Source organism: Pseudomonas sp. PDM03 (assembly GCF_014852385.1).
Taxonomy (GTDB): domain Bacteria; phylum Pseudomonadota; class Gammaproteobacteria; order Pseudomonadales; family Pseudomonadaceae; genus Aquipseudomonas; species Aquipseudomonas migulae.
The window spans coordinates 71,589-97,964 of sequence record NZ_JACVBM010000022.1; the positions used below are offsets into that span (position 1 = coordinate 71,589).

General features: G+C 59.2%; 25 protein-coding genes and 1 pseudogene. 15 read left to right on the top strand and 11 right to left on the bottom strand.

Annotated elements, in window-relative coordinates:
• Positions 1-449: 449 nt before the first annotated feature.
• From IB254_RS24950 to dksA, 5 genes are all read right to left on the bottom strand, one after another.
• Positions 450-1,886 carry a sigma-54-dependent transcriptional regulator gene (locus IB254_RS24950; RefSeq protein WP_008036379.1) on the bottom strand — a complete coding sequence of 479 codons (1,437 nt, stop codon included), beginning with the start codon at positions 1,884-1,886 and terminating at the stop codon, positions 450-452.
• A gap of 22 nt (positions 1,887-1,908) precedes the next feature.
• On the bottom strand, positions 1,909-4,863 hold the full coding sequence (locus IB254_RS24955) for a sensor histidine kinase (RefSeq protein ID WP_008033180.1): 2,955 nt from the start codon (positions 4,861-4,863) through the stop codon (positions 1,909-1,911).
• On the bottom strand, positions 4,847-5,023 hold the full coding sequence (locus IB254_RS24960; protein WP_003176118.1) for a hypothetical protein: 177 nt from the start codon (positions 5,021-5,023) through the stop codon (positions 4,847-4,849). Before IB254_RS24960 ends, IB254_RS24955 begins: the two co-directional genes overlap by 17 nt.
• A gap of 77 nt (positions 5,024-5,100) precedes the next feature.
• Positions 5,101-5,997, bottom strand: a complete 897-nt coding sequence (gene gluQRS, locus IB254_RS24965; RefSeq protein WP_192419994.1) for a tRNA glutamyl-Q(34) synthetase GluQRS — start codon at positions 5,995-5,997, stop codon at positions 5,101-5,103.
• A gap of 165 nt (positions 5,998-6,162) precedes the next feature.
• Complete coding sequence (gene dksA, locus IB254_RS24970; RefSeq protein WP_007902025.1) at positions 6,163-6,603, bottom strand: RNA polymerase-binding protein DksA; 441 nt, start codon at positions 6,601-6,603, stop codon at positions 6,163-6,165.
• 335 nt (positions 6,604-6,938) lie between these two features.
• Here dksA and IB254_RS24975 point away from each other — a divergent pair, with 335 nt between their 5' ends.
• Both IB254_RS24975 and sfsA read left to right on the top strand, forming a co-directional pair.
• Positions 6,939-8,111, top strand: a complete 1,173-nt coding sequence (locus IB254_RS24975; protein WP_192419995.1) for a pyridoxal phosphate-dependent aminotransferase — start codon at positions 6,939-6,941, stop codon at positions 8,109-8,111.
• A complete protein-coding gene (gene sfsA, locus IB254_RS24980; RefSeq protein ID WP_192419996.1) occupies positions 8,111-8,824 on the top strand; it encodes a DNA/RNA nuclease SfsA in 714 nt (237 codons plus the stop codon). Before IB254_RS24975 ends, sfsA begins: the two co-directional genes overlap by 1 nt.
• Here the strand turns inward: sfsA and IB254_RS24985 are convergent.
• A complete protein-coding gene (locus IB254_RS24985; RefSeq protein WP_192419997.1) occupies positions 8,821-9,138 on the bottom strand; it encodes a Rieske (2Fe-2S) protein in 318 nt (105 codons plus the stop codon). The genes sfsA and IB254_RS24985 overlap by 4 nt on opposite strands.
• A 166-nt stretch (positions 9,139-9,304) precedes the next feature.
• Here IB254_RS24985 and IB254_RS24990 point away from each other — a divergent pair, with 166 nt between their 5' ends.
• The 4 genes from IB254_RS24990 to IB254_RS25005 are packed head-to-tail and all read left to right on the top strand — an operon-like array spanning position 9,305 to position 12,858.
• Positions 9,305-10,177 carry a heme/hemin ABC transporter substrate-binding protein gene (locus IB254_RS24990; protein ID WP_192419998.1) on the top strand — a complete coding sequence of 291 codons (873 nt, stop codon included), beginning with the start codon at positions 9,305-9,307 and terminating at the stop codon, positions 10,175-10,177.
• 50 nt (positions 10,178-10,227) lie between these two features.
• Positions 10,228-11,211, top strand: a complete 984-nt coding sequence (locus IB254_RS24995; protein WP_192420018.1) for a FecCD family ABC transporter permease — start codon at positions 10,228-10,230, stop codon at positions 11,209-11,211.
• Positions 11,211-11,978: a heme ABC transporter ATP-binding protein gene (locus IB254_RS25000; RefSeq protein WP_008036387.1), complete on the top strand. Its 768-nt coding sequence runs from the start codon at positions 11,211-11,213 to the stop codon at positions 11,976-11,978. Before IB254_RS24995 ends, IB254_RS25000 begins: the two co-directional genes overlap by 1 nt.
• A gap of 22 nt (positions 11,979-12,000) precedes the next feature.
• Positions 12,001-12,858, top strand: coding sequence for a ChaN family lipoprotein (locus IB254_RS25005; protein WP_192420000.1), 858 nt, complete (start codon positions 12,001-12,003; stop codon positions 12,856-12,858).
• A gap of 376 nt (positions 12,859-13,234) precedes the next feature.
• On the opposite strand, the pseudogene IB254_RS29570 reads toward IB254_RS25005, so the two are convergent.
• The 4 genes and pseudogenes from IB254_RS29570 to IB254_RS25020 form a co-directional block, all read right to left on the bottom strand.
• Positions 13,235-13,354 (bottom strand): annotated as a pseudogene (locus tag IB254_RS29570) (cAMP-binding protein); the annotation flags it as partial.
• Between the two features lie 13 nt (positions 13,355-13,367).
• A complete protein-coding gene (locus tag IB254_RS25010) occupies positions 13,368-13,640 on the bottom strand; it encodes a TfoX/Sxy family protein (RefSeq protein WP_007971093.1) in 273 nt (90 codons plus the stop codon).
• A 256-nt stretch (positions 13,641-13,896) separates the two neighbouring features.
• On the bottom strand, positions 13,897-14,241 hold the full coding sequence (locus IB254_RS25015) for a pentapeptide repeat-containing protein (RefSeq protein ID WP_008033166.1): 345 nt from the start codon (positions 14,239-14,241) through the stop codon (positions 13,897-13,899).
• Positions 14,242-14,332: 91 nt separating this feature from the next.
• On the bottom strand, positions 14,333-15,889 hold the full coding sequence (locus tag IB254_RS25020) for an AAA family ATPase (RefSeq protein WP_192420002.1): 1,557 nt from the start codon (positions 15,887-15,889) through the stop codon (positions 14,333-14,335).
• A gap of 117 nt (positions 15,890-16,006) precedes the next feature.
• Between IB254_RS25020 and mrcB the strand changes: the two genes are divergently transcribed.
• The 3 genes from mrcB to IB254_RS25035 are packed head-to-tail and all read left to right on the top strand — an operon-like array spanning position 16,007 to position 19,417.
• Entirely contained in the window at positions 16,007-18,331 is a 2,325-nt protein-coding gene (gene mrcB / locus IB254_RS25025) for a penicillin-binding protein 1B (protein ID WP_192420004.1), read from the top strand.
• Between the two features lie 16 nt (positions 18,332-18,347).
• On the top strand, positions 18,348-19,082 hold the full coding sequence (locus IB254_RS25030) for a hypothetical protein (RefSeq protein ID WP_192420006.1): 735 nt from the start codon (positions 18,348-18,350) through the stop codon (positions 19,080-19,082).
• The gene (locus IB254_RS25035) at positions 19,082-19,417 is read left to right on the top strand and encodes a YqcC family protein (RefSeq protein WP_192420008.1); all 336 of its coding nucleotides are present in this window, start codon (positions 19,082-19,084) and stop codon (positions 19,415-19,417) included. The genes IB254_RS25030 and IB254_RS25035 overlap by 1 nt, the downstream gene beginning before the upstream one ends.
• A 31-nt stretch (positions 19,418-19,448) precedes the next feature.
• On the opposite strand, the gene IB254_RS25040 is transcribed toward IB254_RS25035, so the two are convergent.
• The gene (locus tag IB254_RS25040; protein ID WP_192420010.1) at positions 19,449-19,868 is read right to left on the bottom strand and encodes a DUF4124 domain-containing protein; all 420 of its coding nucleotides are present in this window, start codon (positions 19,866-19,868) and stop codon (positions 19,449-19,451) included.
• Between the two features lie 400 nt (positions 19,869-20,268).
• Here IB254_RS25040 and IB254_RS25045 point away from each other — a divergent pair, with 400 nt between their 5' ends.
• From IB254_RS25045 to msrQ, 6 genes are all read left to right on the top strand, one after another.
• Complete coding sequence (locus IB254_RS25045; protein ID WP_008033158.1) at positions 20,269-21,993, top strand: acetolactate synthase 3 large subunit; 1,725 nt, start codon at positions 20,269-20,271, stop codon at positions 21,991-21,993.
• Positions 21,994-21,995: 2 nt separating this feature from the next.
• Positions 21,996-22,487 carry an acetolactate synthase small subunit gene (ilvN, locus tag IB254_RS25050; protein WP_003205610.1) on the top strand — a complete coding sequence of 164 codons (492 nt, stop codon included), beginning with the start codon at positions 21,996-21,998 and terminating at the stop codon, positions 22,485-22,487.
• A 48-nt stretch (positions 22,488-22,535) separates the two neighbouring features.
• Positions 22,536-23,552 carry a ketol-acid reductoisomerase gene (ilvC, locus tag IB254_RS25055; protein WP_003228216.1) on the top strand — a complete coding sequence of 339 codons (1,017 nt, stop codon included), beginning with the start codon at positions 22,536-22,538 and terminating at the stop codon, positions 23,550-23,552.
• A 144-nt stretch (positions 23,553-23,696) separates the two neighbouring features.
• A complete protein-coding gene (gene pssA / locus IB254_RS25060; protein WP_008033154.1) occupies positions 23,697-24,551 on the top strand; it encodes a CDP-diacylglycerol--serine O-phosphatidyltransferase in 855 nt (284 codons plus the stop codon).
• 58 nt (positions 24,552-24,609) lie between these two features.
• Positions 24,610-25,623 (top strand): protein-methionine-sulfoxide reductase catalytic subunit MsrP, encoded by a 1,014-nt coding sequence (msrP, locus tag IB254_RS25065; RefSeq protein ID WP_192420012.1) that lies wholly within the window; start codon positions 24,610-24,612, stop codon positions 25,621-25,623.
• Positions 25,623-26,243: a protein-methionine-sulfoxide reductase heme-binding subunit MsrQ gene (msrQ, locus tag IB254_RS25070; RefSeq protein ID WP_192420014.1), complete on the top strand. Its 621-nt coding sequence runs from the start codon at positions 25,623-25,625 to the stop codon at positions 26,241-26,243. Before msrP ends, msrQ begins: the two co-directional genes overlap by 1 nt.
• Positions 26,244-26,376 lie beyond the last annotated feature (133 nt).

The following is a 26,376-nucleotide window of genomic DNA, read 5'->3' on the forward strand; positions in this document are numbered from 1 at the left end:
GTTTTCCTTCATGACCCTCCCAATCGGGAGCCAAGAGCAAACGGATTGCTTTGGTCGCTGTGTTGCAGTGATCTTGCGATCCAACCAGTTCAGGCTCTGTCTCAAGACAGTTTTTTGTTGTTCTCAGCCTGGTCGTGGGGCAAGCCCCAAATACAACGCCTCTCCAAAAGAATCAGTTAGCTACGCCTCATGCCGTCTTGTTTTTATTGTGCGTGAGTCGATACGTCTTATTTTTATTGTCTTGTACATTGCTTGTTATTGTTCTTGTGCCAAACATATAGCAGGGTGCGTGCCAACTTTTGCGAAGCCTAGCAAAACAAGGGGTTACGTCACTTGATGGGCTTTTTCGAGGCCAAAAAAAACCGGGGCTTCGTTACCGTAAGCCCCGGTTTCTGTTACGTGAAAAAAACTGGGGTAACAGTTTCTTCACACAATCATGTGTTACCCGCTCAGCTCTCGCTGGCCACCCCGGTCTTGCGCCGCGGAATGCCCAGGCGTTGGCGGCGCTCCCACAGGCATTTACGGCTGACGCCCAGTTTGCGTGCCAGCTCGGTTTCGGTCATGTGGTCCTGATGTTCGAGGACGAAGTGCTGGAAGTAGTCTTCCAGTGACAGGTCTTCGGTCGGCTCATGATTGTTGTTGCCGGCGCCGTTGCCCTGTTGCGGGGGCAGGCCGATGAACTCGTCGTCTTCCAGGTCGCTCAGCTCGATGTCGATGCCCAGCAGTTCGGCGGAAATTTCCGGGCTCTCGCACAGGATGACCGCGCGTTCCACCGCGTTTTCCAGTTCGCGCACGTTGCCCGGCCAGGAGTAATGACGAATCGCCTGTTCGGCGTCTGCGGCGAACTTCAGATCGGTGCGGTTGACCCGCGCGCTCTGCCGCGCCAGGAAGGCATTGGCGATTTCGTTGACGTCGGCACCGCGCTCACGCAGGGCCGGCAGTTTCAGGGCGATCACGTGGAGGCGGTAATACAAGTCCTCACGGAACTGGCCGATCTTCGCCAGGCTCTTGAGGTCCCGGTGAGTCGCGGCGATCAGGCGCACATCGACTTTCTGCGACTGGACCGAACCGACCCGGCGAATTTCGCCTTCCTGCAACACGCGCAGCAAGCGGGCCTGGGCTTCCAGTGGCAGTTCGCCGATTTCGTCGAGGAACAAGGTGCCGCCATCAGCCGCTTCCACCAGGCCTGCACGCCCGGCGCTGGCACCGGTGAATGCGCCTTTTTCGTGGCCGAACAGTTCGGACTCGATCAGGCTTTCCGGAATCGCCGCGCAGTTCACCGAAATCATCGGTGCCTTGGCGCGTCTGGACAGGTTGTGCAGGGCGCGGGCCACCAGTTCTTTACCGGTGCCGGACTCGCCCTGGATCAGGACATTGGAATCGGTCGGCGCGACTTTGCGGATCTTGCTGTACAGATCCTGCATTGGCGGGCACGAACCGATGATGCCGATTTCGCCGTTGCTGTTGTCGACACCCGGTTTCGCCGCGCCATTGCCGGCTTTGCCGACGGCAGGTTCACCGCTGGCCTGTACCGATTGCCGGTCACGCAGGATGCGTGCGACGGCCTGGAGCATTTCGTCGTGGTCGAAAGGCTTGGCGATGTAATCCACCGCGCCCATCTTCATGGAGTCGACCGCCGAACGCAGGCTGGCGTAGCTGGTCATGATCAGCACCGGCGTGCCCTGGCCGAGTTTGATCAACTCGGTGCCCGGCGCGCCAGGCAAACGCAGGTCGCTGACGATCAGGTCGAACGTGGGAATGGTGAAGCGTTCTTGTGCTTCCTGCACTGAACCGGCTTCGCTGACCTGGTACTGGTTACGTTCCAGCAGGCGGCGCAAGGCGGAGCGGATAATTGTTTCGTCTTCGACGATCAAAATGTGCGGCATTGATTCGATACTCTCGACGGTCTCAGTTCACAGCGGACGTCGCTTCGACATGACGCGGCAAGGTCACCCGGATACGGGTGCCGCGTTGGCTTTGAACATCAGCCGGGCTGTCGATGGTGATTTGTCCATAATGCTCTTCAACGATGGAATAGACCAGTGCAAGGCCCAGACCGGTGCCTTCGCCAGGATCCTTGGTGGTGAAGAATGGTTCGAACAATCTGTCCATGATGCTCGATGGAATACCGCTGCCTTCGTCTTCCACGATCAGGTCGACCGTGTGTTCGCCGGCTTCGCTTTTTACCCGCACCGCGCTGCCGGGAGGCGAGGCGTCACGGGCGTTTGAGAGCAGGTTGATCAGTACCTGGGCGAGTCGCTGCGGATCGCCTTCGACCCAGTGATCGGGGTCGCACAGGTTGTAGAACTGCACTTCGAAATTGCGTCGGTTCAGGGCCAGCAAACCAATGGCGTCCTGGGCCACTTCGGCCAGACAGACGGGCTCGTCGTTGTGCTGATGACTGCCCGCGTGGGCGAAACTCATCAGCGACTGGACGATGCGCGATACGCGTTTGGTCTGTTCCAGAATCTGCCCGCTGATTTCCTTCAGCTCGCCATCGTCTTCGCGTTCTTCGCGCAGGTTCTGCGCCAGGCAGGCAATGCCGGTGATCGGGTTGCCGATTTCATGGGCCACGCCCGCAGCGAGGCGGCCGATACTGGCCAGGCGCTCGGAGTGCACCAGCTTGTCTTCGAGCATCTGCGTTTCGGTGAGGTCTTCCACCAGCAATACCAAACCACTGTTACCCGGCGCGAGCGGTTCGTCGATCGCCGCTTTGTGCAGGTTCAGCCAGCGGGTCTGGCCATCAAGGGCCAGATGTTGCTTGTGCAAATGCTCGTCCGGCAGATTGATGAAGCCTTGCAGCAGCTCTTTCCACGGATCGGCGATGGTGCTCAGGCGCGAACCGACCACACGCTGTGCGGCAATTCCGGTCAGCTCCTCCATGGCTTTGTTCCACATGAGGATTTCCTGATCCTTGGCCAGCGAGCAAACGCCCATCGGCAATTCCTGCAGGGTCTGGCGGTGGTAGCGGCGCAGGGCATCGAGTTCGGCAGCCAGGCCGGTCAGGCGCGAGTGGTAATCCTCGAGACGGCTTTCGATGAAGTGAATGTCTTCGGTGACGTAGTTTTCGCCGCCGGCCTTATAAGGCAGGAAGGTCTCGACCATGTCCTGCGCCACGCTCGGGCCCATCAGGCCGGAGAGGTTGGCTTCGATCCGGTCGCGCAAGCGGCGCAAGGCGTAAGGGCGGCGCTCGTCGAATGGCAGGTAGAGATCGCGCAGCGCTTGTTCGACTTCTTTCTGCGCAGCCTTGGCGCCCAAGGGTTTGGCCAGTTGCGTGGCGAATTCCTGAGGCGAGGCGGCGTGCAACTCCCGACGTTGCGGGCGACGCACGTTATCCACGGCGCAAGCTTCGGCGGCGCTGGCTTCTTCGGGGCTGGCGTTGGTGAACAGCGAAATCAGGGTGAACATCAGCACGTTGGCGGCCAACGAGGCGATTGCCGCCATGTGCCAACTGGTGTCGTCCAGCACGTAGATCATGTTCAGCAGCGGGATATAGAACCCTTGCAGGTTGCCGACCAGCGGCAACAGCATGGTCACCAGCCACACCAGAATCCCCGCCAGCAAACCGGCGATGAAGCCACGGCGGTTGGCGGTCGGCCAGTACAGGACGGACAGCACGCCCGGCAGGAACTGCAACGTCGCCACAAACGCGACGATGCCGAGGTTAGCCAGGTCTTGCTCTGCGCCCAGCAGCAGATAGAAACCGTAACCGGCCATGATGATCGCGACGATCAGCGCCCGACGTGTCCACTTCAACCAGCGGTAGATGTTGCCTTCGGCCGGTGGTTGATAGAGCGGCAGCACCAAGTGGTTCAGCGCCATCCCGGACAGGGCCAGGGTGGTGACGATGATCAGCCCGCTGGCTGCCGATAGCCCGCCGACATACGCCAGCAGCGCCAAGGCTTTGCTGTTGGCGGCGATACCGATGCCCAGCGTGAAGTATTCAGGATTGGTCGTGGCCCCCAGTTTCAGGCCGGCCCAGAGAATCAGCGGCACCGCCAGGCTCATCAGCAGCAGGAACAACGGCAGGCCCCAACTCGCGCTGACCAGCGAGCGCGGGTTGAGGTTTTCGGTAAAGGTCATGTGGTACATGTGCGGCATCACGATCGCCGAGGCGAAGAACACCAGCAACAGCGTGCGCCATGGGCCTTCCTGCAATGGCGTGTGCAGCGCGGCGAGGGCGGTCTGGTTTTGCAGCAGCCACAGCTCCAGCTGTTGCGGGCCGTCGAATACGCCGTACAGCGCATACAAACCAACGCCGCCAATGGCGATCAGCTTGATCACCGACTCGAAGGCAATGGCAAACACCAGGCCTTCGTGTTTCTCGCGGGTGGCGATGTGGCGCGAGCCGAAGAAAATCGTGAACAGCGTAATCAGTGCGCAAAAGCTCAGGGCCACGCGATGCTGCACCGGTTCGCGGGTGAGGATGCCGATGGAGTCCGCCACGGCCTGAATCTGCAAGGCCAGCAACGGCAGCACGCCGATCAGCATGAAGATCGTGGTCAGTGCGCCGGCCCAGGTGCTGCGAAAGCGGAACGCGAACAGGTCGGCCAGCGACGACAGTTGATACGTGCGGGTGATCTTCAGGATCGGATACAGCAACACCGGCGCGAGCAAAAATGCCCCGGAAACCCCAAGGTAGCTGGAGAGAAAACCGTAGCCGTACTGATAGGCCAAGCCCACCGTGCCGTAAAACGCCCAGGCACTGGCGTAAACGCCCAGCGACAGGGTGTAAGTCAGGGGGTGGCGAATGATCGCCCGGGGGATCATGCCCCGTTCGCTGATCCAGGCGACGCCGAACAGCACCGCCAGGTACGCGGCGCTGATCAGGATCATCTGGGTCAGGCTAAAGCTCATCGGCATCTTTTTGGCTCTGCAGGATGAAGGTCACGACGATCAGAATCAGCCAGAGCAGATACGGGCGATACCAGGCGCCAGTGGCGTCGATCCACCAATCCATGATGGCCGGGGAAAACAGGTAAATCCCCACTACCAGGAGCAGGACCAAGCGATAGATGTACATCCCGGCCTCTCTTTTTTATGCGCGTGCCCGAAAACGTGCGGCGATGGTAACGGATGGGCGCGCCACTGCAAGTCTGATCACTGTAGTTGCGCTTCGGGCAGGTTGAGTGTGCGCGGGATCTTCAGCGCGTCCCAGTGGGCAATGCCCCAGTTCAGCACTTCCCGTGGTGTGGCGTACGCCAGTTCTGTGCCGGGATTTTGCCCGAGTGCGCGCAATGCGCGCAGCAACAACGGTGTTGCCTGGTCTTCGGTCAGCGGCGGCGAACGGTAGGACTTGCCGAGCTTGTTGCCGTCAGGTTGGGTAATCAACGGGATGTGCAGATAGCGCGGTTGCGAAAAACCCAGCAGTTCTTGCAGATAGAGCTGGCGTGGCGTGGAGTCCAGCAGGTCGGCGCCACGGACGATGTCGGTGATGCCTTGCCAGGCATCATCGAGCACTACCGCCAGTTGATAGGCATAGAGCCCGTCGCGGCGGCGGATCACGAAATCGCCGACGTCCCGGCCCAGGTGTTGGCGGTACTCGCCCTGCACCCGGTCGATGAAGTGGTATTCCAGCTCAGGCACGCGCAGGCGAATGGCGGCATCTTCAGTGCCATGGCCTGCATTGCGACACAAACCCGGATAAATGCCGTGATACGGCTCCAATTGTTTGCGCGAGCACGTGCAGGCGTAGGCCAGACCGTGATTGAACAGGCGATTGAGCACTTCGGCGTAGGCGTCGTGGCGGTCGCTCTGTCGGACCATTTCGCCATCCCACTCGAAACCATAGCTTTCCAGCGCCTTGAGGATGGCCGCTTGGGCACCGGGTTCTTCCCGTGGCGGATCGAGGTCTTCCATGCGCATCAACCAGCGCCCGCCCACCGAGCGCGCGTCGAGGTACGAGGCCAACGCTGCGACCAGCGAACCGAAATGCAGATGGCCGCTTGGCGTGGGTGCGAAGCGTCCGATGTAGGCGGGGCTGTGGGGGGCGGTCATGGGCACGATATAACTTGAGTGAACGCAGCATTCTCTGTAGGAGCCGGCTTGCTGGCGATGGCGTCCTTGAAACCGCCATCGCCAGCAAGCAGGCTCCTACAAAATCATGAATTTCAGAAACAAAAACGGAGCGTTCGCACGCTCCGTTCTTCGTTCAAGCCGCAATTACTTGCCGACTTGCTTTTCCTTGATTTCCGCCAGGGTCTTGCAGTCAACGCACATGTCGGCGGTAGGGCGTGCTTCCAGTCGCTTGACGCCGATCTCGACGCCGCAGGACTCGCACCAGCCATATTCTTCGTCTTCGATCAATTGCAGCGTCTTGTCGATCTTCTTGATCAACTTGCGCTCGCGGTCACGGGCACGCAATTCAAGGCTGAATTCTTCTTCCTGGCTGGCACGGTCTGCCGGGTCAGGGAAGTTGGCCGCCTCGTCTTTCATGTGATCAACCGTGCGGTCGACTTCCTGCATCAAGTCCTGTTTCCACTTGTTCAGGATCTTGGTGAAGTGAGCGCGCATGGGTTTGCCCATGTACTCCTCGCCCTTAACTTCTTTGTAGGGTTCGAAGCCGCTGATCGACTGATTTTGCTGCTTTGCTTGGGTGGGCATGAAATGGACCGCCTCTACTCTTGTAATCCATCTGCGCAGGATTGCTCCATCACCGACACCTGCCGGCCCTGCGGCTGCAAGCGGGCGAACTTACCAGATCAAATCGGGCCGCGCTACTCCCGGATGTCGAGGTAGTGGCCTGAAGGGCTTGCAAATGATTGCAAAGCCTTGACCGGTGGTGCTGGAGACCTGATCAATTAATGATTTTAGTCAAACCTTGCGCACTCGCATGGGTCGTTTGTGGCCAGGGTCTTAACGCGTCTGACCGCTTTAGGTTCTCGCTCGTTCCTGCGCTTGGGTAGAATCGGTTTTTTTACCCTGTTGAAGGAAGGCTAATGGCTCAGTCCTACAGTGCCCGCAGTCGCGCGATCGAACCGTTCCATGTCATGGCGCTGCTGGCGCGGGCCAATGAACTGCAAGCTGCCGGCCACGACGTTATCCATCTGGAAATCGGCGAACCGGATTTCACCACCGCCGAGCCGATCATCCAGGCCGGTCAGGCCGCGCTGACGGCGGGGAAAACCCGCTACACCGCCGCCCGTGGCATTCCCGAGCTGCGTGAGGCCATTTCCAGCTTCTATCAGCAGCGTTACGGTTTGAACATCGATCCGCGGCGAATCCTCATCACCCCCGGCGGTTCCGGCGCGTTGCTGCTGGCCAGTGCGTTGCTGGTGGATCCGGGCAAACACTGGCTACTGGCGGACCCGGGTTACCCCTGCAACCGGCATTTCCTGCGGTTGGTGGAAGGCGCGGCGCAGCTTGTTCCTGTCGGCCCGGAGGTGCGTTACCAACTGACGCCGGACTTGATCGACCGTCATTGGGATCACGACAGCGTCGGTGCGCTGGTGGCGTCGCCGGCCAACCCGACCGGGACCCTCCTGACCCGCGATGAGCTGGCGGGCCTTTCGACCGCGATCAAGGCGCGGCATGGCCATCTGGTGGTGGACGAGATCTATCACGGCCTGACTTACGGCACCGATGCCTCCAGCGTGCTGGAAGTCGATGACAGCGCCTTCGTACTGAATAGTTTTTCAAAGTATTTCGGCATGACTGGCTGGCGACTCGGTTGGCTGGTGGCGCCGGAAGCGGCGGTCGGCGAACTGGAAAAACTCGCACAGAACCTCTACATCAGCGCCCCGAGCATGGCACAGCATGCCGCACTGGCCTGTTTCGAGCCTGCGACCATCGCCATTCTTGAAGAGCGTCGCGCCGAGTTTGGTCGGCGCCGGGATTATTTGCTGCCCGCACTGCGAGAGTTGGGTTTCGGCATCGCCGTTGAACCCGAAGGTGCGTTCTATTTGTATGCCGATATCAGCAAATTAGGCGGAGATGCCTTCGCGTTCTGCCGGCATTTCCTTGAAACCGAGCACGTGGCGATTACGCCGGGCCTCGACTTCGGGCGTTTTCAGGCCGGCCATCACGTGCGGTTTGCCTATACCCAAAGCCTTCCGCGTTTGCAGGAAGCGGTCGAACGCATCGCTCGCGGCTTGAAGAGCTGGCAAGGCTGATGCAGTTCAATCCTCCCCTCGAAGAAGGTCGACTGATCCGACGTTACAAGCGTTTTCTCGCCGATATCGAAACCGTTCACGGCGAGTTACTGACCATTCACTGCCCGAACACCGGCTCGATGCTCAATTGTCAGGTGGAGGGCGGGCAGGTCTGGTTCAGTCGCTCCAATGATCCCAAGCGCAAATTACCCGGCACTTGGGAAATCGGCGAGACCCCTCAAGGTCGCTTGTTCTGCGTGAACACCGGGCGCGCCAATGGTTTGATCGAAGAGGCTCTGCGGGCTGGCGTCATTGCTGAGCTCAACGGCTTCACCGAACTGAAGCGCGAAGTGGCTTACGGTCAGGAGAGCAGCCGCATCGACTTTCGCCTCGATTACCCAAGCGGGCCGGCGTATGTGGAAGTCAAAAGTGTCACGTTGGGCTTCGATGGCTCATCGGTGGCGGCGTTTCCCGATGCGGTCACCCAGCGTGGTGCCAAGCATTTGCGGGAACTGGCGCATCTGGCGCGGGACGGGATTCGTGCGGTGCAGTTGTATTGCGTGAACCTCACCGGCATCGATGCTGTGCGTCCTGCTGAGGAAATCGATTCGGCCTACGCGGCCGCTTTGCGAGAGGCGGTGGCGTGCGGTGTTGAAGTCCTGGCTTACGGCGTGCGGTTGACCCACGAGGAAATGCGGGTCGAGCGGCGTCTTGAGGTGTTGCTCAACGGTTAAAGGCTGACCCAGATTCCTTGAGCGTCTTCGCGACATTCAATGGTGGTCAGAGATTGCCCGGCGCACGGGCCGGCGACGCACTCGCCATCTTCGATCAGGAACAGTGCGCCGTGGGTGGCGCACTGGATCAGGCTGTTGCTGGGGTCGAGAAACCGGTCGGGTGTCCATTCCAGTCCGACGCCACGGTGCGGGCAACGGTTGTTATAGACGTAGACCTGACCGTTCCGGCGTACGGCGAATAGCTTCTCGCCGTCGATCTCGAAACCGCGGCTGCTGGATTCGGCCAACTCAGCGCCTGCGCAAAGAAACTTCATGTCTATCCTCAAGTGCGGCGGCTCGTGACTGGATATGTCCGAGCTTGACGTTCAAATGCAAACAATTATCAAATGGCCGCTTCGCCCGTCGGGTGCAGGTGCCGGATGCCGAGGATACTTGGCCTGTCACTTCAATGCCTGGGAAAACCATTAAAGGAAGCTGTTTATGCGCCTGAGTACCCGCGTTGCTGCGCTCTGTGCCGGACTTCTCGTCAGTCACCACGCCGCAGCGGCCGAGTTGCCACAACGCTGGGTCAGCGCCGGTGGGGCCTTGTCGGAATGGGTCAGCGCGCTGGGTGGCGAATCGAAACTGGTCGGTGTCGACACCACCAGCCAGCACCCGGAATCGCTCAAGGCGTTGCCGAGCATCGGTTATCAGCGGCAGCTGTCGGCGGAGGGCATCTTGAGCTTACGCCCGCAGATCCTGGTCGGCACCGAAGAAATGGGGCCGCCGCCGGTGATTTCGCAGATTCGCACGGCGGGGGTGCAAGTCGAACTGTTCTCGGCTCAGCCGGACCTGCCGACGTTGCACGCTAACTTGCAGCATTTGGGCAAATTGCTCGGCGCCGAGGACAAGGCTGCGCAACTGTTCCAGGGCTATCAGCAGCAGCTCGATCAGCAAAAGGTTCGGGTCACCAATGCGCAGCTGACGCAACCCTCACCGGGTGTGCTGGTGCTGCTCGGTCATGCGGGCGGCAAGCCTCTTATCGCTGGCAAGGACACCGCCGCTGATTGGCTGATCCAGAAGGCCGGTGGGCACAACCTGGCGACGCACACCGGTTACAAGCCTTTTTCCAATGAATCCTTGATCAGCCTGGACCCCGAGGTGCTGGTGTTTGCTGACCGCGCACTGAGCGGCGAGGCGGCGCGTGCGGCGCTGTTCAAGGAGAACCCGATTCTGTCTTCCACCCGCGCCGCCAAGGACGGACGAGTCATGGAGCTCGATCCAACGCTGCTGGTGGGTGGGCTAGGCCCGCGATTGCCCGAGGAGTTGAAAAAGATCAGTGACGGTTTCTATCCCGGCACTGCTGCTCAATGACCGTCCTGGTAAAACCCCGGGCGTTGTTCATCGGCCTGAGCCTGCTGTGTTTGCTGGCGATCTGGCTGTCGTTGGCGCTCGGTCCGGTGAGCCTGCCGTTGCTCGATACCTTGCGTGCAGCGTTACGCATGATCGGCCTGCCCTTTGCGCCTGACGGACTGGAGCAGGCCGAGCTGATCCTTGGGCAGATTCGCCTGCCGCGTACCTTGTTGGGATTGGCGGTGGGTGGTGTGCTGGCGTTGTCGGGCGTGGCGATGCAGGGCTTGTTTCGCAACCCATTGGCCGATCCGGGGTTGGTGGGCGTTTCCGGTGGCGCGGCATTGGGCGCGGCCATTGCAATTGTCGGCGGCTCGGCGTTTGGTGGATTGCCGGAATCCCTCGGGCCGTACCTTTTATCGCTGTGCGCGTTTCTCGGCGGGCTCGGCGTGACAGCGATGGTGTATCGACTGGGTCGGCGCAACGGGCAAACCGATGTCGCAACCATGCTGTTGGCGGGTCTCGCTTTGACGGCGCTGGCCGGCTCGGTCGTGGGGCTGTTTACCTACCTGGCAGACGACACGACTCTGCGAACGCTGACCTTCTGGAATCTGGGCAGTCTGAACGGTGCCAGTTATTCGCGACTCTGGCCGTTACTGTTGATCAGTGCCGGCGTGGCGCTGTGGTTGCCGCGTCGCGCCAAGGCATTGAATGCGTTGTTGCTGGGCGAGTCGGAGGCCGGGCACCTGGGCATCGACGTCGAAAAGCTCAAGCGTGAGTTGGTGTTTTGCACGGCGTTGGGTGTCGGCGCGGCGGTGGCAGCGGCGGGGATGATCGGCTTTGTCGGGCTGGTGGTGCCGCATCTGGTGCGTCTGCTGGCCGGTCCCGATCATCGGGTGTTGCTGCCGGCCTCGGTGCTGGCGGGCGCCAGTCTCCTGTTGTTCGCTGATCTGGTGGCGCGACTGGCCTTGGCGCCGGCGGAGCTGCCGATCGGAATCGTCACCGCGATGATCGGTGCGCCGGTCTTTCTTTATCTATTGCTGCGAGGGCGTGCCTGATGTTGCGAACGCAAAATCTGCACATCCGCCGAGGCCGCAAGATTGTCTTGATGGATATTACGCTTGAACTCAAACCGGGAGAGGTCCTCGGCGTGCTGGGGCCTAACGGTGCGGGCAAAAGTACGTTGCTGGGCGCCTTGTGCGGCGAGCTGCAGGCTGATCACGCCAGCGTGTGGCTCGATGAACGCGAGTTGCGTGACTGGACCGGCGCGCAACGAGCGCAACGCCTGGCGGTATTGCCACAAGTCTCGACCTTGAACTTCGCCTTTCGCGTTGAGGAAGTCGTCGGCATGGGACGCTTGCCGCACCAGACCGGCCGGGTCCGGGATGACGAAATCGTCGCCGCCGCGTTGCAGGCTGCCGATGCCGGGCATTTGAGTGGTCGCAGCTATCTGGCGTTGTCCGGCGGCGAACGTCAGCGGGTGCATCTGGCGCGGGTACTGGCGCAACTCTGGCCGGGCGAGGCAGGGCAAACGCTGTTGCTCGACGAGCCGACTTCGATGCTTGATCCGCTGCATCAACACACCACCTTGCAAGCGGTGCGCGAGTTCGCTGATCGTGGCGCGTCTGTATTGGTGATCCTGCATGATCTGAACCTGGCGGCGCGTTATTGTGATCGCCTGTTACTGCTCGAAGGCGGGCGCCCGGTCGCGCTCGATACCCCGGAGCAAGTGTTGCGACCGGAACCGCTCAAGGCGGTATTCGGGCTGGACGTCTTGGTGCAACAGCACCCGGAGCGTGGGCATCCGCTGATCATCGCCCGCTGAGTCATTGATAGAGGGTGTGGGTATGCGTGTGATGGTGATTCTGGCGGTGCTGATGCTGAGTGCTTGTCAGCATGTTTCGACGCCGCCGGTCATCGGCGAGATTCTCGACTTGCACAGCGGTCAGACGCTGACGGCGCAGGAGCTGCTGGCGCGTCTGGCCAAGCCGTCGCGATTGATCGTGGGGGAGCAGCATGACAATCGCGATCACCATGAACTGCAACGCTGGTTGTTGCAGGCGCTGGGAGAGCGACGCCCGCAAGGCAGTCTGCTGCTGGAAATGCTCACGCCGGATCAACAGCTGCGCGTCGACGACATTCGCCACGCCTCGACGCTGCCCTCGGATTTGCCAGGTGCATTAGCCTGGCAACCTGGCTGGGACTGGAATCTGTATGGGCCGATCGTTCGTTTCGCCCTGGCCCAACCGTATCCGCTGCTGGCCGCCAATCTGGACACAGTCGAGGTGCGTGCTTTTTACGCCCGGCCGCCGACATTAAGCGGCGCTCGCTCCAATGCCACGTCGGTCAAGGATGAGTTGCTGGCACAGATCAGCGGTTCCCATTGCGGCCTGCTGCCCGAATCGCAAATGCCGGCGATGCTCGCCGTCCAGCAGCAACGTGACCGGCGTATGGCCGATCGGCTGTTGGCTGCACCCACTCCTGCATTGCTGTTCGCCGGCGCTTACCACGCGCGAAAGGATGTCGGCGTGCCGATCCATGCGCTTGATCTGGGAGCGCCCGAAGCCCCCGTGGTTTTAATGCTGGCGCAGCAGGGCGGCGAAGTCACAGCGGCGATGGCCGATTACGTCTGGTACACGCCTGCCACGCCGACGCCGGATTACTGTGCAGAGATGCGCAGGGGCCAGCCAGAATCAAAACCCTAAACAACGGCAACAGATCCCCCTGTAGGAGCCGGCTTGCTGGCGATGGCGGTGGGTCAGTCACTAAATGCGTTGACTGATACACCGCCATCGTCGGAACGCCGCCCGCAACAAGCCGGCTCCTACAGGGGATCGGTTTTGCCAAGGGACTTTTGCGCAGGCAAAAAAAGACCCGGCAAGAGCCGGGTCAAATAACCGTGATTAGCCTGATGAGGAGATATCTGAGAGTCCGAACCAAGGGCTTTTCAAATATCGACCAGTCTCGCGACCAGTTGTGATAATCATAGCGATTCTCATTACCAAGTCAACCGCTGATTTTTCATTTCCTCGGAAATTGTCAGTTGCTTGGCGAGAAGCCCTGTAATCATTGGGCTTCAGACTACATTCCTGATGAACTCAGCTGCGTGGTGTGCTTGTTCAGCAGGTTAATGCGCCGGTCCACGCTCTCGATCAGGCTGTAGACGATCTTCGGATTGCTTTGAGTGAGGCTGAGAAACTCTCCTTCGCTCCGTTCAATTCTTGTGGCGTGACGAGATCGCTTCCAACTGTTTGTTCAGGGCTTCCTTGCGCTCGGCGGGGATGTCGTTCCAATGCACATCCATCAGCGCGCCTTCGATCGCATATAACAACACCTTGGATGCCCGGAACCCGCGCGTGCGCACAGCCCGATAGGCATCCACCGCCCCCAGGCGACGCAAGTCCGAGGCGCTGTGGATGCCCACGGCATGCAGCCACTGCGCCGATGTCTTGCCAAGATTCTTCAGGTGCTGCAGTTCATCATTCATCAAGCCTCCTTGCGACGGCCGAACGGTGCGTGGGCAAGCTTCTGAGGAGTGTAGCCATCAGTAGGAAAAGCGTGATTGTTTGGTCGGTTTCGGAGCAAATGCTTCTAAGAAACAGCTCCGATGAGCGGCGTAAAAGTACGCGAACAGGGTAGGAAAAGGCGGAAGGGCATCAGGTTCTCAAGCTGAAAACACCCACAGTCCAGCGCAAGGCGGGGCGCCAAGGCGGTGCACTGGACATTTCAGTTATCGGTCGTTTTTAACGGGTGCGATAACGCAGGCGTGTACCGAAATTCATCGACATCAGAATTTCGTCGGCACTCAGCTCTCGTGGAAAGTAGGCGCCGGAGATCTGCGCGTGGGCCAGGCTTGCGCCTTCCAGGTTTGAGTTGCTGAAATCGATGCCGCGCAAGTCGGCAGAGCGGAAGTAAGCATCGGTAAAGTCGATGCCGTCGGCATTCAGTTCACGCAGGTCCAGGCCTCGGAAGTCACCACCGACCATGTCGATAGGTCCGTCTTTTGGACGTTCGTTGTTGAAACCTGTGATGTCGTCTTTGTGCAGTAAGGCATAAAGCGGGGTGTCGAGAAGTTTCGGCTGGCTCATGTCACATCACCTGTTGGTTTTATGACGCCAGTATAGTGCCACTATTTGACAGCCGTGAAGCCGGCGAAGGCTTCACGGCTGAAATACTTTCTTACAGGCCCGGCAGGCGTTGGCGAATTTGCGCAACGACGGTGTCGAGGGTCCCGCTTTCATTGGTCTGCACGCGTTTGCTGCACAGTATCTCTTCTGGCGTCAGGGCTTCACGATTGGCTTGCTGCGCTTCGATAACGGCCAGGTTGGCGTCGGACGGATCCTTTTTGTCTGCCTGACGCAGGGCCAGCCAGCTTTCGATCACCGCTTGTGGCGCGTTGCAATCAAGGATCAGGAACGGCGCGCCGGTGGCTTCGGCAATTTTCGCCGCGCCGTCGCGCTGGTCGCGCTTGAGGTAAGTGGCATCGACCACCACCGGGAAACCGGCGCGCAGGATTACCGCGGCGATTTCATGCAGGCGGGTGTAGGTTGCGGCGCTGGCGTCGGCGCTATAAATGCCGGCTTGCGGATCGTTGGCCACAGTTTGTTCGCCGAACAGGCGTTTGCGCTCGACGTCGGAACGCAGGCGAATTGCGCCCAGCGCTTCCACCAGACGCATGGCCACGTGGCTTTTGCCAACAGCGGAAACGCCGTGGGTGATGGCCATGAAGCGCGAAGGAATGGTGCTGTAGCTTTCCGCCAGGTTTGCATAGTTGCGGTACTGGCGCAGGGTAGTAGCGCGCTGCACCGGGTCGGCCTCGGCCGGCATGCTGAACAGGCTGACCTTGGCGCGAACCAGCGCACGGTAGGCTTTATAGAAGTTCAGCAGTTCCAGGCCCTGGTAATCGCCGGTCAACTCCAGATACTGGCTGATAAAGCGACGGGCCAGGCTCTTCAGACCACGGTCTTCAAGGTCCATCGCCAGGAAGCCGGTGTCGGCATAGACATCGGTGAAGCGGAACGGCTCGTTGAATTCGATGCAGTCGAAGATCACGACCTTGCCATCGATCACGGTGGCGTTGCCCAGGTGGATATCACCGTGGCACTCGCGGATGAACCCCTCGGCCTTACGCTGGGTAAACAGTGGCTTGAGGCGTTCGAAGCTGCTTTCGGCCCAGGCTTGCAAGGCATCGAGTTGCAGCAGGTCCGCCTTGTCACTCAGGAACGGGCGGATCTGCTCGAAGTTCTGCCGCACCGGCGCCATGACGCTGTCCGGTGTGCCGGCTTCGTGTTCCGCAGGCACTTTTGGTGCGGCGAGGTGGAATTGCGCAATCTGTGCGGCCATCTCGTCGATGTGCGCGGTGGTCAATTCGCCGTTGGCTTGCAGCGTGCTGAGCAGTTGGCTCTGTGGGAACTGACGCATTTTCAGCGCATATTCGATGACCGGGCCGTCGCCGCCCAGTTGTGGCGCTTCGGCGCTGCCGGTAATTGGCAACACTTCGAGATACAAATCATTGGTCAGGCGCTGGTTCAGGCGCAGTTCTTCACCACAGAAATGCTCGCGGGCATCGAGGCTGGTGAAGTCGAGGAAGCCGAAATTGACTGGTTTCTTCACTTTATAAGCGAAAGCACCTGTGAGAATGACCCAGGAGATGTGGGTTTCGATGAGCTGAAACCCGTCTACCGGATGCGGGTAAAGGGCCGGGTTTTGCAGGGCGGCGATCAGGGACTGGCTCACAGGCGTTCCTTCAGAGTCTGGGAAAATTCACGGCCGCCATTATGGCCGCAAGTCCGCCCGACGCAAACCTCGGCGGGCTCCTGTTGAGTATGAATAAAGTGCGTATAATCCGGCGCCATGACTCGTACTCGATCCCCCCGTACCCCCAAAAAACCACCTTCCAGGGGCCTGCGCCCTTGGCTGGGCTGGGCCCTTAAACTCAGTCTGGTCGGCCTTGTGGTGCTCGCCGGGTTCGCGGTTTACCTCGACGCTATTGTCCAGGAGAAGTTCTCCGGCAAGCGCTGGACTATCCCGGCCAAGGTCTATGCGCGCCCGCTCGAGCTGTTCACCGGCCAGAAGCTGAGCAAGGAAGACTTCCTCACCGAGCTCGACGCCCTGGGCTATCGCCGCGAAAGCGTGAGCAACGGCCCCGGCGCAGCAGCGGTCAACGGCAACACCGTTGACTTGAATACCCGTGGTTTCCAGTTCTATGAAGGCATGGAGAACGCGCAGCCCGTGCGCGTGCGCTTCTCCGGCGACTACGTGGCCGAACTTTCGGCGACCAACGGTTCGAAGCTTTCTGTGGTGCGGCTGGAACCGCTGCTGATCGGCGGGATTTATCCGAAGAATCTCGAAGACCGCATTCTGATCAACATCGATCAGGTGCCGCCGTATCTGCTGGAAACCCTGGTCGCCGTGGAAGACCGGGACTTCTATAGCCACTGGGGCGTGTCGCCGAAGTCGATTGTCCGCGCCATCTGGGTCAACACCTCTGGCGGCAAGATGACCCAGGGCGGTAGTACCCTGACACAACAGTTGGTCAAGAACTTCTACCTGACCAGCGAACGCAGCCTGAGCCGCAAACTCACCGAAGCCATGATGGCGATGCTGCTTGAGCTGCATTACGACAAGCGGGAGATTCTTGAGGCTTACCTCAATGAAGTGTTCGTCGGTCAGGATGGCCAGCGCGCGGTGCACGGTTTCGGCCTCGCCAGCCAGTTCTTCTTCGGGCAGCCGTTGTCCGAGCTGAAACTGCATCAAGTCGCGATGCTGGTGGGCATGGTCAAGGGACCGTCCTATTACAACCCGCGTCGCAATCCGGAGCGGGCGCTCGAGCGGCGCAACCTGGTGCTCGATGTGCTTGAGCAGCAAGGCGTCGCCACCGCCGAACAGGTCGCTGCGGCGAAGAAAATGCCTTTGGGCGTGACGACGCGCGGCAAACTGGCCGACAGTTCGTTCCCTGGGTTTCTCGACCTGGTTAAACGTCAACTGCGCGAAGACTATCGCGACGAAGACTTGACCGAAGAAGGCCTGCGGATCTTCACCAGTTTCGATCCTATTTTGCAGATGAAAGCGGAAGCGTCGGTCAACGATACGTTCAAGCGCTTGTCTGGCCGCAAAGGCTCCGATGACGTTGAAGCGGCGATGGTGGTGACCAACCCGGAAACCGGTGAGGTCCAGGCGATGATCGGCAGTCGTCAGGCAAGCTTCGCCGGGTTCAACCGGGCGCTGGATGCTGTGCGACCGATCGGTTCGTTGATCAAGCCGGCGGTTTATCTGACAGCCCTTGAGAAACCTAGCCAGTACACGTTGACCAGTTGGCTGTCAGACGAATCCTTCTCGGTAAAAGGCGCGGACGGGCAGGTCTGGAAACCGCAAAACTATGATCGCCGCTCCCACGGCACTGTTTTCCTTTATCAGGGCCTGGCGCACTCCTACAACCTGTCGACCGCGCGTCTCGGGTTGGCGGTGGGCGTGCCGAATGTCTTGAAGACGCTGGCTCGCCTGGGTGTCAGTCGCGAGTTTCCGGCATTCCCGTCGATGCTGCTGGGGGCCGGCGGCATGACCCCGATCGAAGTGGCGACCATGTACCAGACCCTCGCCAATGGTGGCTTCAATACGCCGATGCGCGGGATTCGTAGCGTGCTGACGGCGGAAGGCGAGCCGCTCAAGCGCTATCCGTTCCAGATTCAGCAGCGTTTCGATCCGGCGTCTATTTACCTGATCCAGAGTGCCATGCAACGGGTCATGCGCGAAGGCACCGGCAGTTCTGTTTACAACGTGTTACCGAAAACCCTGACGCTGGCAGGCAAGACCGGTACCAGTAACGATTCGCGAGACAGCTGGTTCGCGGGCTTCAGTCAGGACTTGCTGGCGGTGGTGTGGCTGGGACGCGATGACAACGGCAAGACACCGTTTACCGGTGCCACTGGCGCGTTGCAGGTCTGGACCAGTTTCATGCGCAAGGCCGATCCATTGCCGCTGGACATGCCGCAGCCTGATAATGTGGTTCAGGCCTGGGTCGATTCACATACCGGACAAGGCTCTGATGCCAACTGCCCAGGCGCCGTGCAGATGCCGTATATTCGCGGCAGCGAACCGCCTCCCGGCGCTGCTTGCGGTGGCGAAAGCCCTGTTAACGGTGAAACGGTGATGGATTGGGTCAAGGGCTGGATGAATTAAGCAAAGAGGGTTTCAAGTGAACAAGTGGTTGATTCCAGCGGTTGCCGCCGTGGCTTTGCTCAGCGGTTGCTCCAGCGTACAGCGTGGTTCGATTCCGGTTGTGGATTCCGGCAGTGCCGTTTCCAACAGTGAACGTGTTTCGGCAAATGGCGGTTTTCGTCAAACGACGGTTAAACGTCCTGTGCAATCCCAGACCCAGGCGATCCCGCAAGGTGACACCGGCGTCGTGGTGATGGTGCCGGGTGGCGGTGCAGTTGCGTCGGCACCGATCAGCACTTCGCCGATTACGCCAGGCCCGATCACTTCGGGTCCGATCGACACTTCGCCAGTCCAGTCTGCCCCGATCAATCAGGGCAGCTACAGCATGCCATCGACGCCAAGCGGTATTCCTTCGTCGAGCGCCGGTGGTCTGTCAGCTGATGAACAGCTGGACGGTCCGGTATTGGCGCTGCTGACCACTGCTCAGCAGCAACAGGCTGGCGGTGACCTCAACGGTGCTTCTTCCAGTCTGGAGCGCGCCCAGCGTGTTGCGCCGCGTGAGCCGCAAGTGCTTTATCGTCTGGCGCAGGTTCGCATGGCTCAAGGTGATGCAGCACAAGCCGAGCAGTTCGCTCGTCGTGGTCTGACCCTCGCCAATGGGCGTCCTGCACTTCAGGCCAGTCTGTGGGAGTTGATCGGTCAGGCACGTGAGAAACAGGGTGATTCCGCTGGCGCTGCACTGGCCCGTCAGAAGGCCAAGGTTTCGCTGTGATGGATGCACGCTTTCCGAAAATTGCCGAGCAGCTGCTGTTGATCGAGCGCGAGTTGCGGGTTCAGGGGTGGTGGGACGAAGTCTCGCCATCGGTTGAAGCGCTGTCCAGTGTCGAGCCCTTCTCGGTCGATACGCTGGATTTCGAGCAGTGGCTGCAATGGATCTTCCTGCCGCGTATGAAAACGATCCTCGAGCAGGACTTGCCGCTGCCCAATGCCTCGGGCATTCAGGAGATGGCGGAAATGGTCTTCGCCAGCCGCAATGTCCAGGGCAAGGATCGGCAGTTGCAGGTTCTGCTCAAAGAGTTCGACCAACTGATCACCGCCTCCCGCTGACCCCGATCACCTGTAGGAGCAAGCTCTGCTCCTACTGGCAGTTTTCTGCGATCTGTCTTTGCGCTTCAGCAGTCCGTTCCTGACGTTGCTCGTCGGTCAGGCGGCGCATCTCACCCTCGACATCCTCCCGTATCCGCGGATTGTTCTGCAGTTGAGCCAGGTTCGTTCGCGCCTGCTCGCAGAATACCTTTAGCTGCGCTTGTTGCTCGGCGACCTGTTTTTTAACGGTCTTATCGATGGCTTGTTGATCGCCAATGGCGTTACTGCGGGGCAGCGTAGCCGGCTTGTTCGCAGAGGAGGGCGTGACCACGGTCGTGGCTTGCCGGCCCTGGGGCGGTTGCGCATCGAAGTGGGTAACGCCTTGTTCATCGACCCATGTGTAAATCTGAGCGGCCATGCACAAAGGGCTGATGCCGATCAGCAGGCTGGCGGTCAGGAAAAACGTTCGCATGCCATTTCCTTGTATTGGGTTGCGCAATTGAAGCTAACACAGTTGCTGTTTAGCGGTTTTTTCTTGCTTTCTCATGTGCTTACTTCAATAAAGCACATTGACGACTTGACTTGCAGGGGACGAAACAGAAGAATCCAAAGTCCGCTGTAGAGGGACTGCCAGAAGCAGACCCGCTCGGCAGATCATGAGGCGCACATCCGCGCCGACCTGTTACACCCGCAACGCGTTACCTCGCGCTGGGTGGGAAAGCCCCGCAACACTTGGGACGATCCCAATACTTGCTCAGTCAGTGCTGACGTAGTCGGCGACCACCGTCGCTCATGCTCTGCCGAGAAGTAAACCTATTAAGACCCGTCCTCTTGTATGTGGGCGGTATTCTGGCGTTTTAGAGGTGAACAACGTGGAGCTTTTATCTGGCGGTGAGATGCTCGTCCGCTTTTTGCGTGACGAAGGCGTCAAGTACATCTACGGGTACCCGGGTGGTGCTCTTCTTCATGTTTACGATGCCCTGTTCAAAGAACCGGAAGTGACCCACATCCTGGTTCGTCACGAGCAGGCTGCTACCCATATGGCTGACGGCTACGCCCGTGCCACCGGTAAAGCCGGTGTGGTACTGGTGACCTCCGGCCCGGGCGCAACCAACGCCATTACCGGTATTGCCACGGCCTACATGGACTCCATTCCGATGGTGGTCATTTCCGGCCAGGTGCCTAGCAACATGGTTGGCACCGATGCGTTCCAGGAAACCGACATGATCGGTATCTCCCGGCCGATCGTGAAGCACAGCTTCATGATCAAGCACGCGTCGGAAATCCCGGAAGTCATGAAGAAAGCGTTCTACCTGGCGCAATCCGGTCGTCCTGGTCCGGTCGTTGTCGATATCCCGAAAGACATGACCAACCCGGCCGAGAAGTTCGAATACATCTTCCCGAAAAAAGCCAAGCTGCGTTCCTACAGCCCGGCCGTTCGCGGTCACTCCGGACAAATCCGCAAGGCAGCCGAAATGCTCCTGGCGGCCAAGCGCCCTGTGATGTACGCAGGCGGCGGTGTGATTCTCGGTGGTGGCTCCGCGCCGCTGACCGAGTTGGCGAAGATGCTCAACCTGCCAGTGACCAATACCCTGATGGGTCTGGGTGCCTACCCTGGCACCGACCGTCAGTTCATCGGCATGCTCGGCATGCACGGCAGCTACACCGCCAACCTGGCGATGCACCATGCTGACGTGATCCTCGCAGTCGGCGCACGCTTCGACGATCGTGTCATCAACGGCGCGTCGAAGTTCTGCCCGAATGCCAAGATCATTCACATCGACATCGACCCGGCTTCGATCTCCAAGACCATCAAGGCCGACGTGCCGATCGTTGGTCCGGTGGAAAGCGTCCTGACCGAAATGGTCGCGATCCTCAAGGAAATCGGCGAGACCCCGAACAAGGAGTCCGTTGCCAGTTGGTGGAAGCAAGTTGATGAATGGCGCGGTGATCGCGGCCTGTTCCCTTACGACAAGGGCGACGGCAGTGTCATCAAGCCGCAGACCGTGATCGAAACCCTGTGCGAAGTGACCAAGGGCGATGCCTTTGTTGCCTCCGACGTGGGTCAGCACCAAATGTTCGCCGCGCAGTACTACAAGTTCAACAAGCCGAACCGCTGGATCAACTCCGGTGGCCTGGGCACCATGGGCTTCGGTTTTCCGGCGGCCATGGGTATCAAGTTGAGCTTTCCGGATGCCGACGTCGCCTGCGTAACGGGCGAGGGCAGTATCCAGATGAACATTCAGGAACTGTCCACCTGTCTGCAATATGGTTTGCCGGTCAAAATCGTCATCCTGAACAACGGCGTTCTGGGTATGGTTCGTCAGTGGCAGGACATGAGCTACGGTAGCCGTCACTCGCACTCCTACATGGAATCGTTGCCTGACTTCGTCAAGCTGGCAGAGGCGTATGGCCATGTCGGCGTGCGCATCACCGACTCGAAAGACTTGAAGTCGAAGATGGAAGAAGCATTCGCCATGAAGGATCGCCTGGTGGTCATCGATATTGCAGTCGACACCAGCGAGCACGTCTATCCGATGCAGATCAAAGACGGCTCCATGCGCGATATGTGGCTGAGCAAGACGGAGCGTACTTAATCATGCGGCACATTATTTCCTTGCTTCTGGAAAACGAACCCGGTGCTCTGTCGCGTGTAGTCGGCCTGTTCTCACAGCGCAACTACAACATCGAAAGCCTGACCGTGGCGCCAACCGAAGACCCGACTTTGTCGCGTCTGACGCTGACCACCGTTGGTCACGATGAGATCATCGAGCAGATCACCAAGAACCTGAACAAGCTGATCGAAGTGGTCAAACTGGTCGACCTGTCGGAAAGTGCTCACATCGAGCGCGAACTGATGCTGGTCAAGGTCAAGGCCACCGGCGCCCAGCGCGCCGAGATCAAGCGCACCACCGATATTTACCGTGGGCAGATCGTCGATGTCAGCGCTAGCGTGTATACCGTTCAATTGACCGGTACCAGCGACAAGCTCGACAGCTTCATTCAGTCCATCGGCACCGCGTCGATCCTGGAAACCGTCCGCAGCGGCGTAACCGGTATTGCTCGCGGCGACAAAGTACTCAGCATCTAAACCAAATTAGCGAATGGCCTGAACGGCCTGGATATATAGGGGAAATTCATGAAAGTTTTCTACGATAAAGACTGCGACCTGTCGATCATCCAGGGCAAGAAAGTTGCCATCATCGGTTACGGTTCCCAAGGCCACGCTCAAGCGTGCAACCTGAAAGACTCCGGCGTTGACGTCACTGTTGGCCTGCGTAAAGGTTCGGCGACCGTTGCCAAAGCCGAAGCTCACGGCCTGAAAGTGACCGACGTTGCTTCCGCTGTTGCGGCTGCCGACCTGGTCATGATCCTGACCCCGGACGAGTTCCAGTCCTCCCTGTACAAAAACGAAATCGAGCCAAACATCAAGAAAGGCGCAACCCTGGCCTTCTCCCACGGCTTCGCGATCCACTACAACCAGGTTGTTCCGCGCGCTGACCTCGACGTGATCATGATCGCGCCGAAAGCACCGGGCCACACCGTGCGTTCCGAGTTCGTCAAAGGCGGCGGTATCCCTGACCTGATCGCTATCTATCAGGATGCTTCGGGCAACGCCAAAAACGTTGCACTGTCCTACGCTGCGGGCGTTGGTGGCGGTCGTACCGGTATCATCGAAACCACTTTCAAGGACGAGACCGAAACCGACCTGTTCGGCGAACAAGCCGTTCTGTGCGGTGGTACCGTTGAACTGGTCAAAGCCGGTTTCGAAACCCTGGTTGAAGCTGGCTACGCGCCAGAAATGGCCTACTTCGAATGCCTGCACGAACTGAAACTGATCGTTGACCTCATGTACGAAGGCGGTATCGCCAACATGAACTACTCGATCTCCAACAACGCTGAATACGGCGAGTACGTGACTGGTCCGGAAGTGATCAACGCCGAATCCCGTCAGGCCATGCGCAACGCCCTGAAACGTATTCAGGACGGCGAATACGCCAAGATGTTCATCAGCGAAGGCGCAACCGGCTATCCTTCGATGACCGCCAAGCGTCGTAACAACGCCGCTCACGGTATCGAAATCATTGGCGAGCAACTGCGCTCCATGATGCCGTGGATCGGTGCCAACAAGATCGTCGACAAAGCCAAAAACTAAGTCGCACACTTGTACGGAAAACGCGGCCTAGGCCGCGTTTTTTCGTTTAGGAGGCCGGTTCTGGTATAAAGCTGCATCGTTTGTGGCCGAACCGTCGTCCCAGACACCTGTCGAAACTTTCCACCCCGTTGCAAGGTAATGTCCATGAGCGAACGTCCCGAAGAGCCAAACCAGGCTTCTGACGCCGAAAGCCTGCTGCCCATCGATGAACACGTCGAAGAAGGGCATGACGCTGAAGGCCGTAAAGTCCGGCATCGTGGTATCTATCTTCTGCCGAATCTGTTCACCACTGCGAACCTGTTCGCAGGGTTCTATTCCATCATCAATTCAATGAGTGCCCAGAGTGCCTTGAGTGCAGGTGATGCGATTGGCGCGAGCAAGTATTTTGCGTTTGCCGCGATCGCCATTTTTGTCGCCATGGTGCTCGACGGTCTCGACGGTCGCGTAGCCCGTATGACCAACACCCAGAGTGCCTTCGGTGCCGAGTACGACTCGCTGTCCGATATGGTCGCCTTCGGTGTTGCGCCGGCACTGCTGGCATTTGGCTGGGCCTTGGGTGATATGGGCAAGGTCGGCTGGATGGTCGCCTTCATTTATGTCGCTGGCGCTGCGTTGCGCCTGGCACGCTTCAACACCCAGGTGGGCACCGCCGACAAGCGCTACTTCATCGGTCTGGCCAGTCCGGCTGCGGCGGGTGTGGTTGCGGGTATTGTCTGGGCGTTCAGCGATTACGGCATTCAGGGTTCCAAGATGTCTTTCCTGGTAGCGCTGATGGTTGCGGCCGCCGGCATGCTGATGGTCAGCAACATCAAGTACAACAGCTTCAAGGAGCTGGACCTGAAAGGACGTGTACCTTTCGTGGCGATCCTGGCCGTGGTGCTGGTGTTTGCCGTCGTGTTCAGTGATCCGCCGCGCATCCTGCTGCTGGTTTTCCTCGCCTATGCAGCGTCTGGCCCGGTTCAATACCTGTTACGTCTTCGTCGGCACAAAAGCGTGTAATTTCCCTCATACTCCGCAGTCTATTGGTGCATCTGTCCTCCAATGCTGCGGAGTTGCCATGCTGATCAAAGTCCCCAAGTCATCCGACTGCCATGAGTCGGATGTCACGCCTGAATCCCTCTATCTATCTCGCCGTAATGTATTGGGCGCCGCCGTTGCCGGCTTGGCTGTGAGCAGCTTGCCGCGTTGGGCCAGTGCTGACGATGCCGCGCGATACGCGGATGTCGAGGCGGGCAACGCGCCATCCTGGTTTGCCGAAAAACTCCCATCTACCAAGTGGGGGGCGGTCACCGTCAAGGATGAGGCGATCACGCCGTTCAAGGATGCGACCCACTACAACAACTTCTATGAGTTCGGTACCGACAAGGGTGATCCGGCCGCCAACGCCGGTTCTCTGAAAACCGAACCGTGGAGCGTGGTGGTGGACGGGGAGGTGGGTAAGCCGGGGCGATATGCGCTGGAGGACTTCATGAAGCCTTATCAGCTGGAGGAGCGCATCTATCGTCTTCGCTGTGTAGAGGCCTGGTCGATGGTCATTCCATGGATCGGATTTCCCATCTCTGCGTTGCTCAATGTTGTTGAGCCAACCTCCAGGGCAAAATTCATTCGCTTCGAAACGCTGCAGGACCCTAAGACCATGCCAGGGCAGCGCTCTGGTTTTGCCCTGATCGACTGGCCCTATGTAGAAGGGCTGCGTCTGGACGAGGCGATGAATCCGTTGGCGATTCTTGCAGTGGGCATGTACGGGCGTGAGCTGCCTAACCAGAACGGCGCGCCTCTGCGTCTGGTGGTGCCGTGGAAGTACGGCTTCAAGAGTATCAAATCCATCGTGCGGATCAGTCTGGTCAGCGAGCAACCGAAAACCACCTGGCAAAGCATTGCTGCGGACGAGTACGGCTTCTATGCCAACGTAAATCCGACGGTCGATCATCCGCGCTGGACGCAGGCCCGGGAGCGTCGTTTGCCGAGCGGTCTGTTTAAGCCCAATGTGCGTGACACGCAGATGTTCAACGGTTACTCGGACGAAGTTGCTTCTCTATATACAGGGCTCGATCTGCGGAAGAACTACTGATGCGATATCCGTTCTGGCGAGTGAGTGTCTTCATCGCTGCTGCGGTGTGGCCGCTGCTTTGGCTCTATCAGGCTTGGGCGGATGTGCTGGGGCCGGATCCGGGCAAGGTGCTGGTTGATCGGTTGGGGTTGGGGACGCTTGTACTGCTGCTTATTACATTGAGTTTCACGCCGTTGCTGAAGCTCACCGGTTGGGCGGGGTGGGTTGCTGTCCGGCGGCAGCTGGGTTTGTGGTGCTTTGCTTACGTAGTACTCCATCTGAGTGGCTATATAGCGTTCATTCTTGGCTTTGATTGGTCGCAGCTGGGGGTCGAGTTGCGCAAGCGACCGTACATTATTGTCGGTGTGCTGGGGTTCCTTTGTTTGCTGGCGTTGGCGATAACCTCCAACCGCTACAGTCAGCGGCGGTTGGGGGCTCGCTGGAAGAAGCTGCATCGACTGGCTTATGGCGTTCTCTGTCTTGGCTTGCTGCATATGTTGTGGATCGTGCGTGCCGATCTGAAGGAGTGGGCGGTCTATGCCTCTATAGGCGCACTGCTATTGGTGTTGCGGTTACCGCCTGTCGCTCGTCGAATTCCGCGTTTAATAGCTAAAAAGACACCTTCTGAAAGAAAAGCATAATTAGGTGTTGACGGCAGATTCTGGAAGTCTATAATTCGCCCCACTTCCGGCGCAGTCGAAACGGAAAACTCCTTGGTAAACAAAGAGTTACGCGGTTTTCGACAGCGAGCTGCTTCAGGTCATCGAAGCCCAG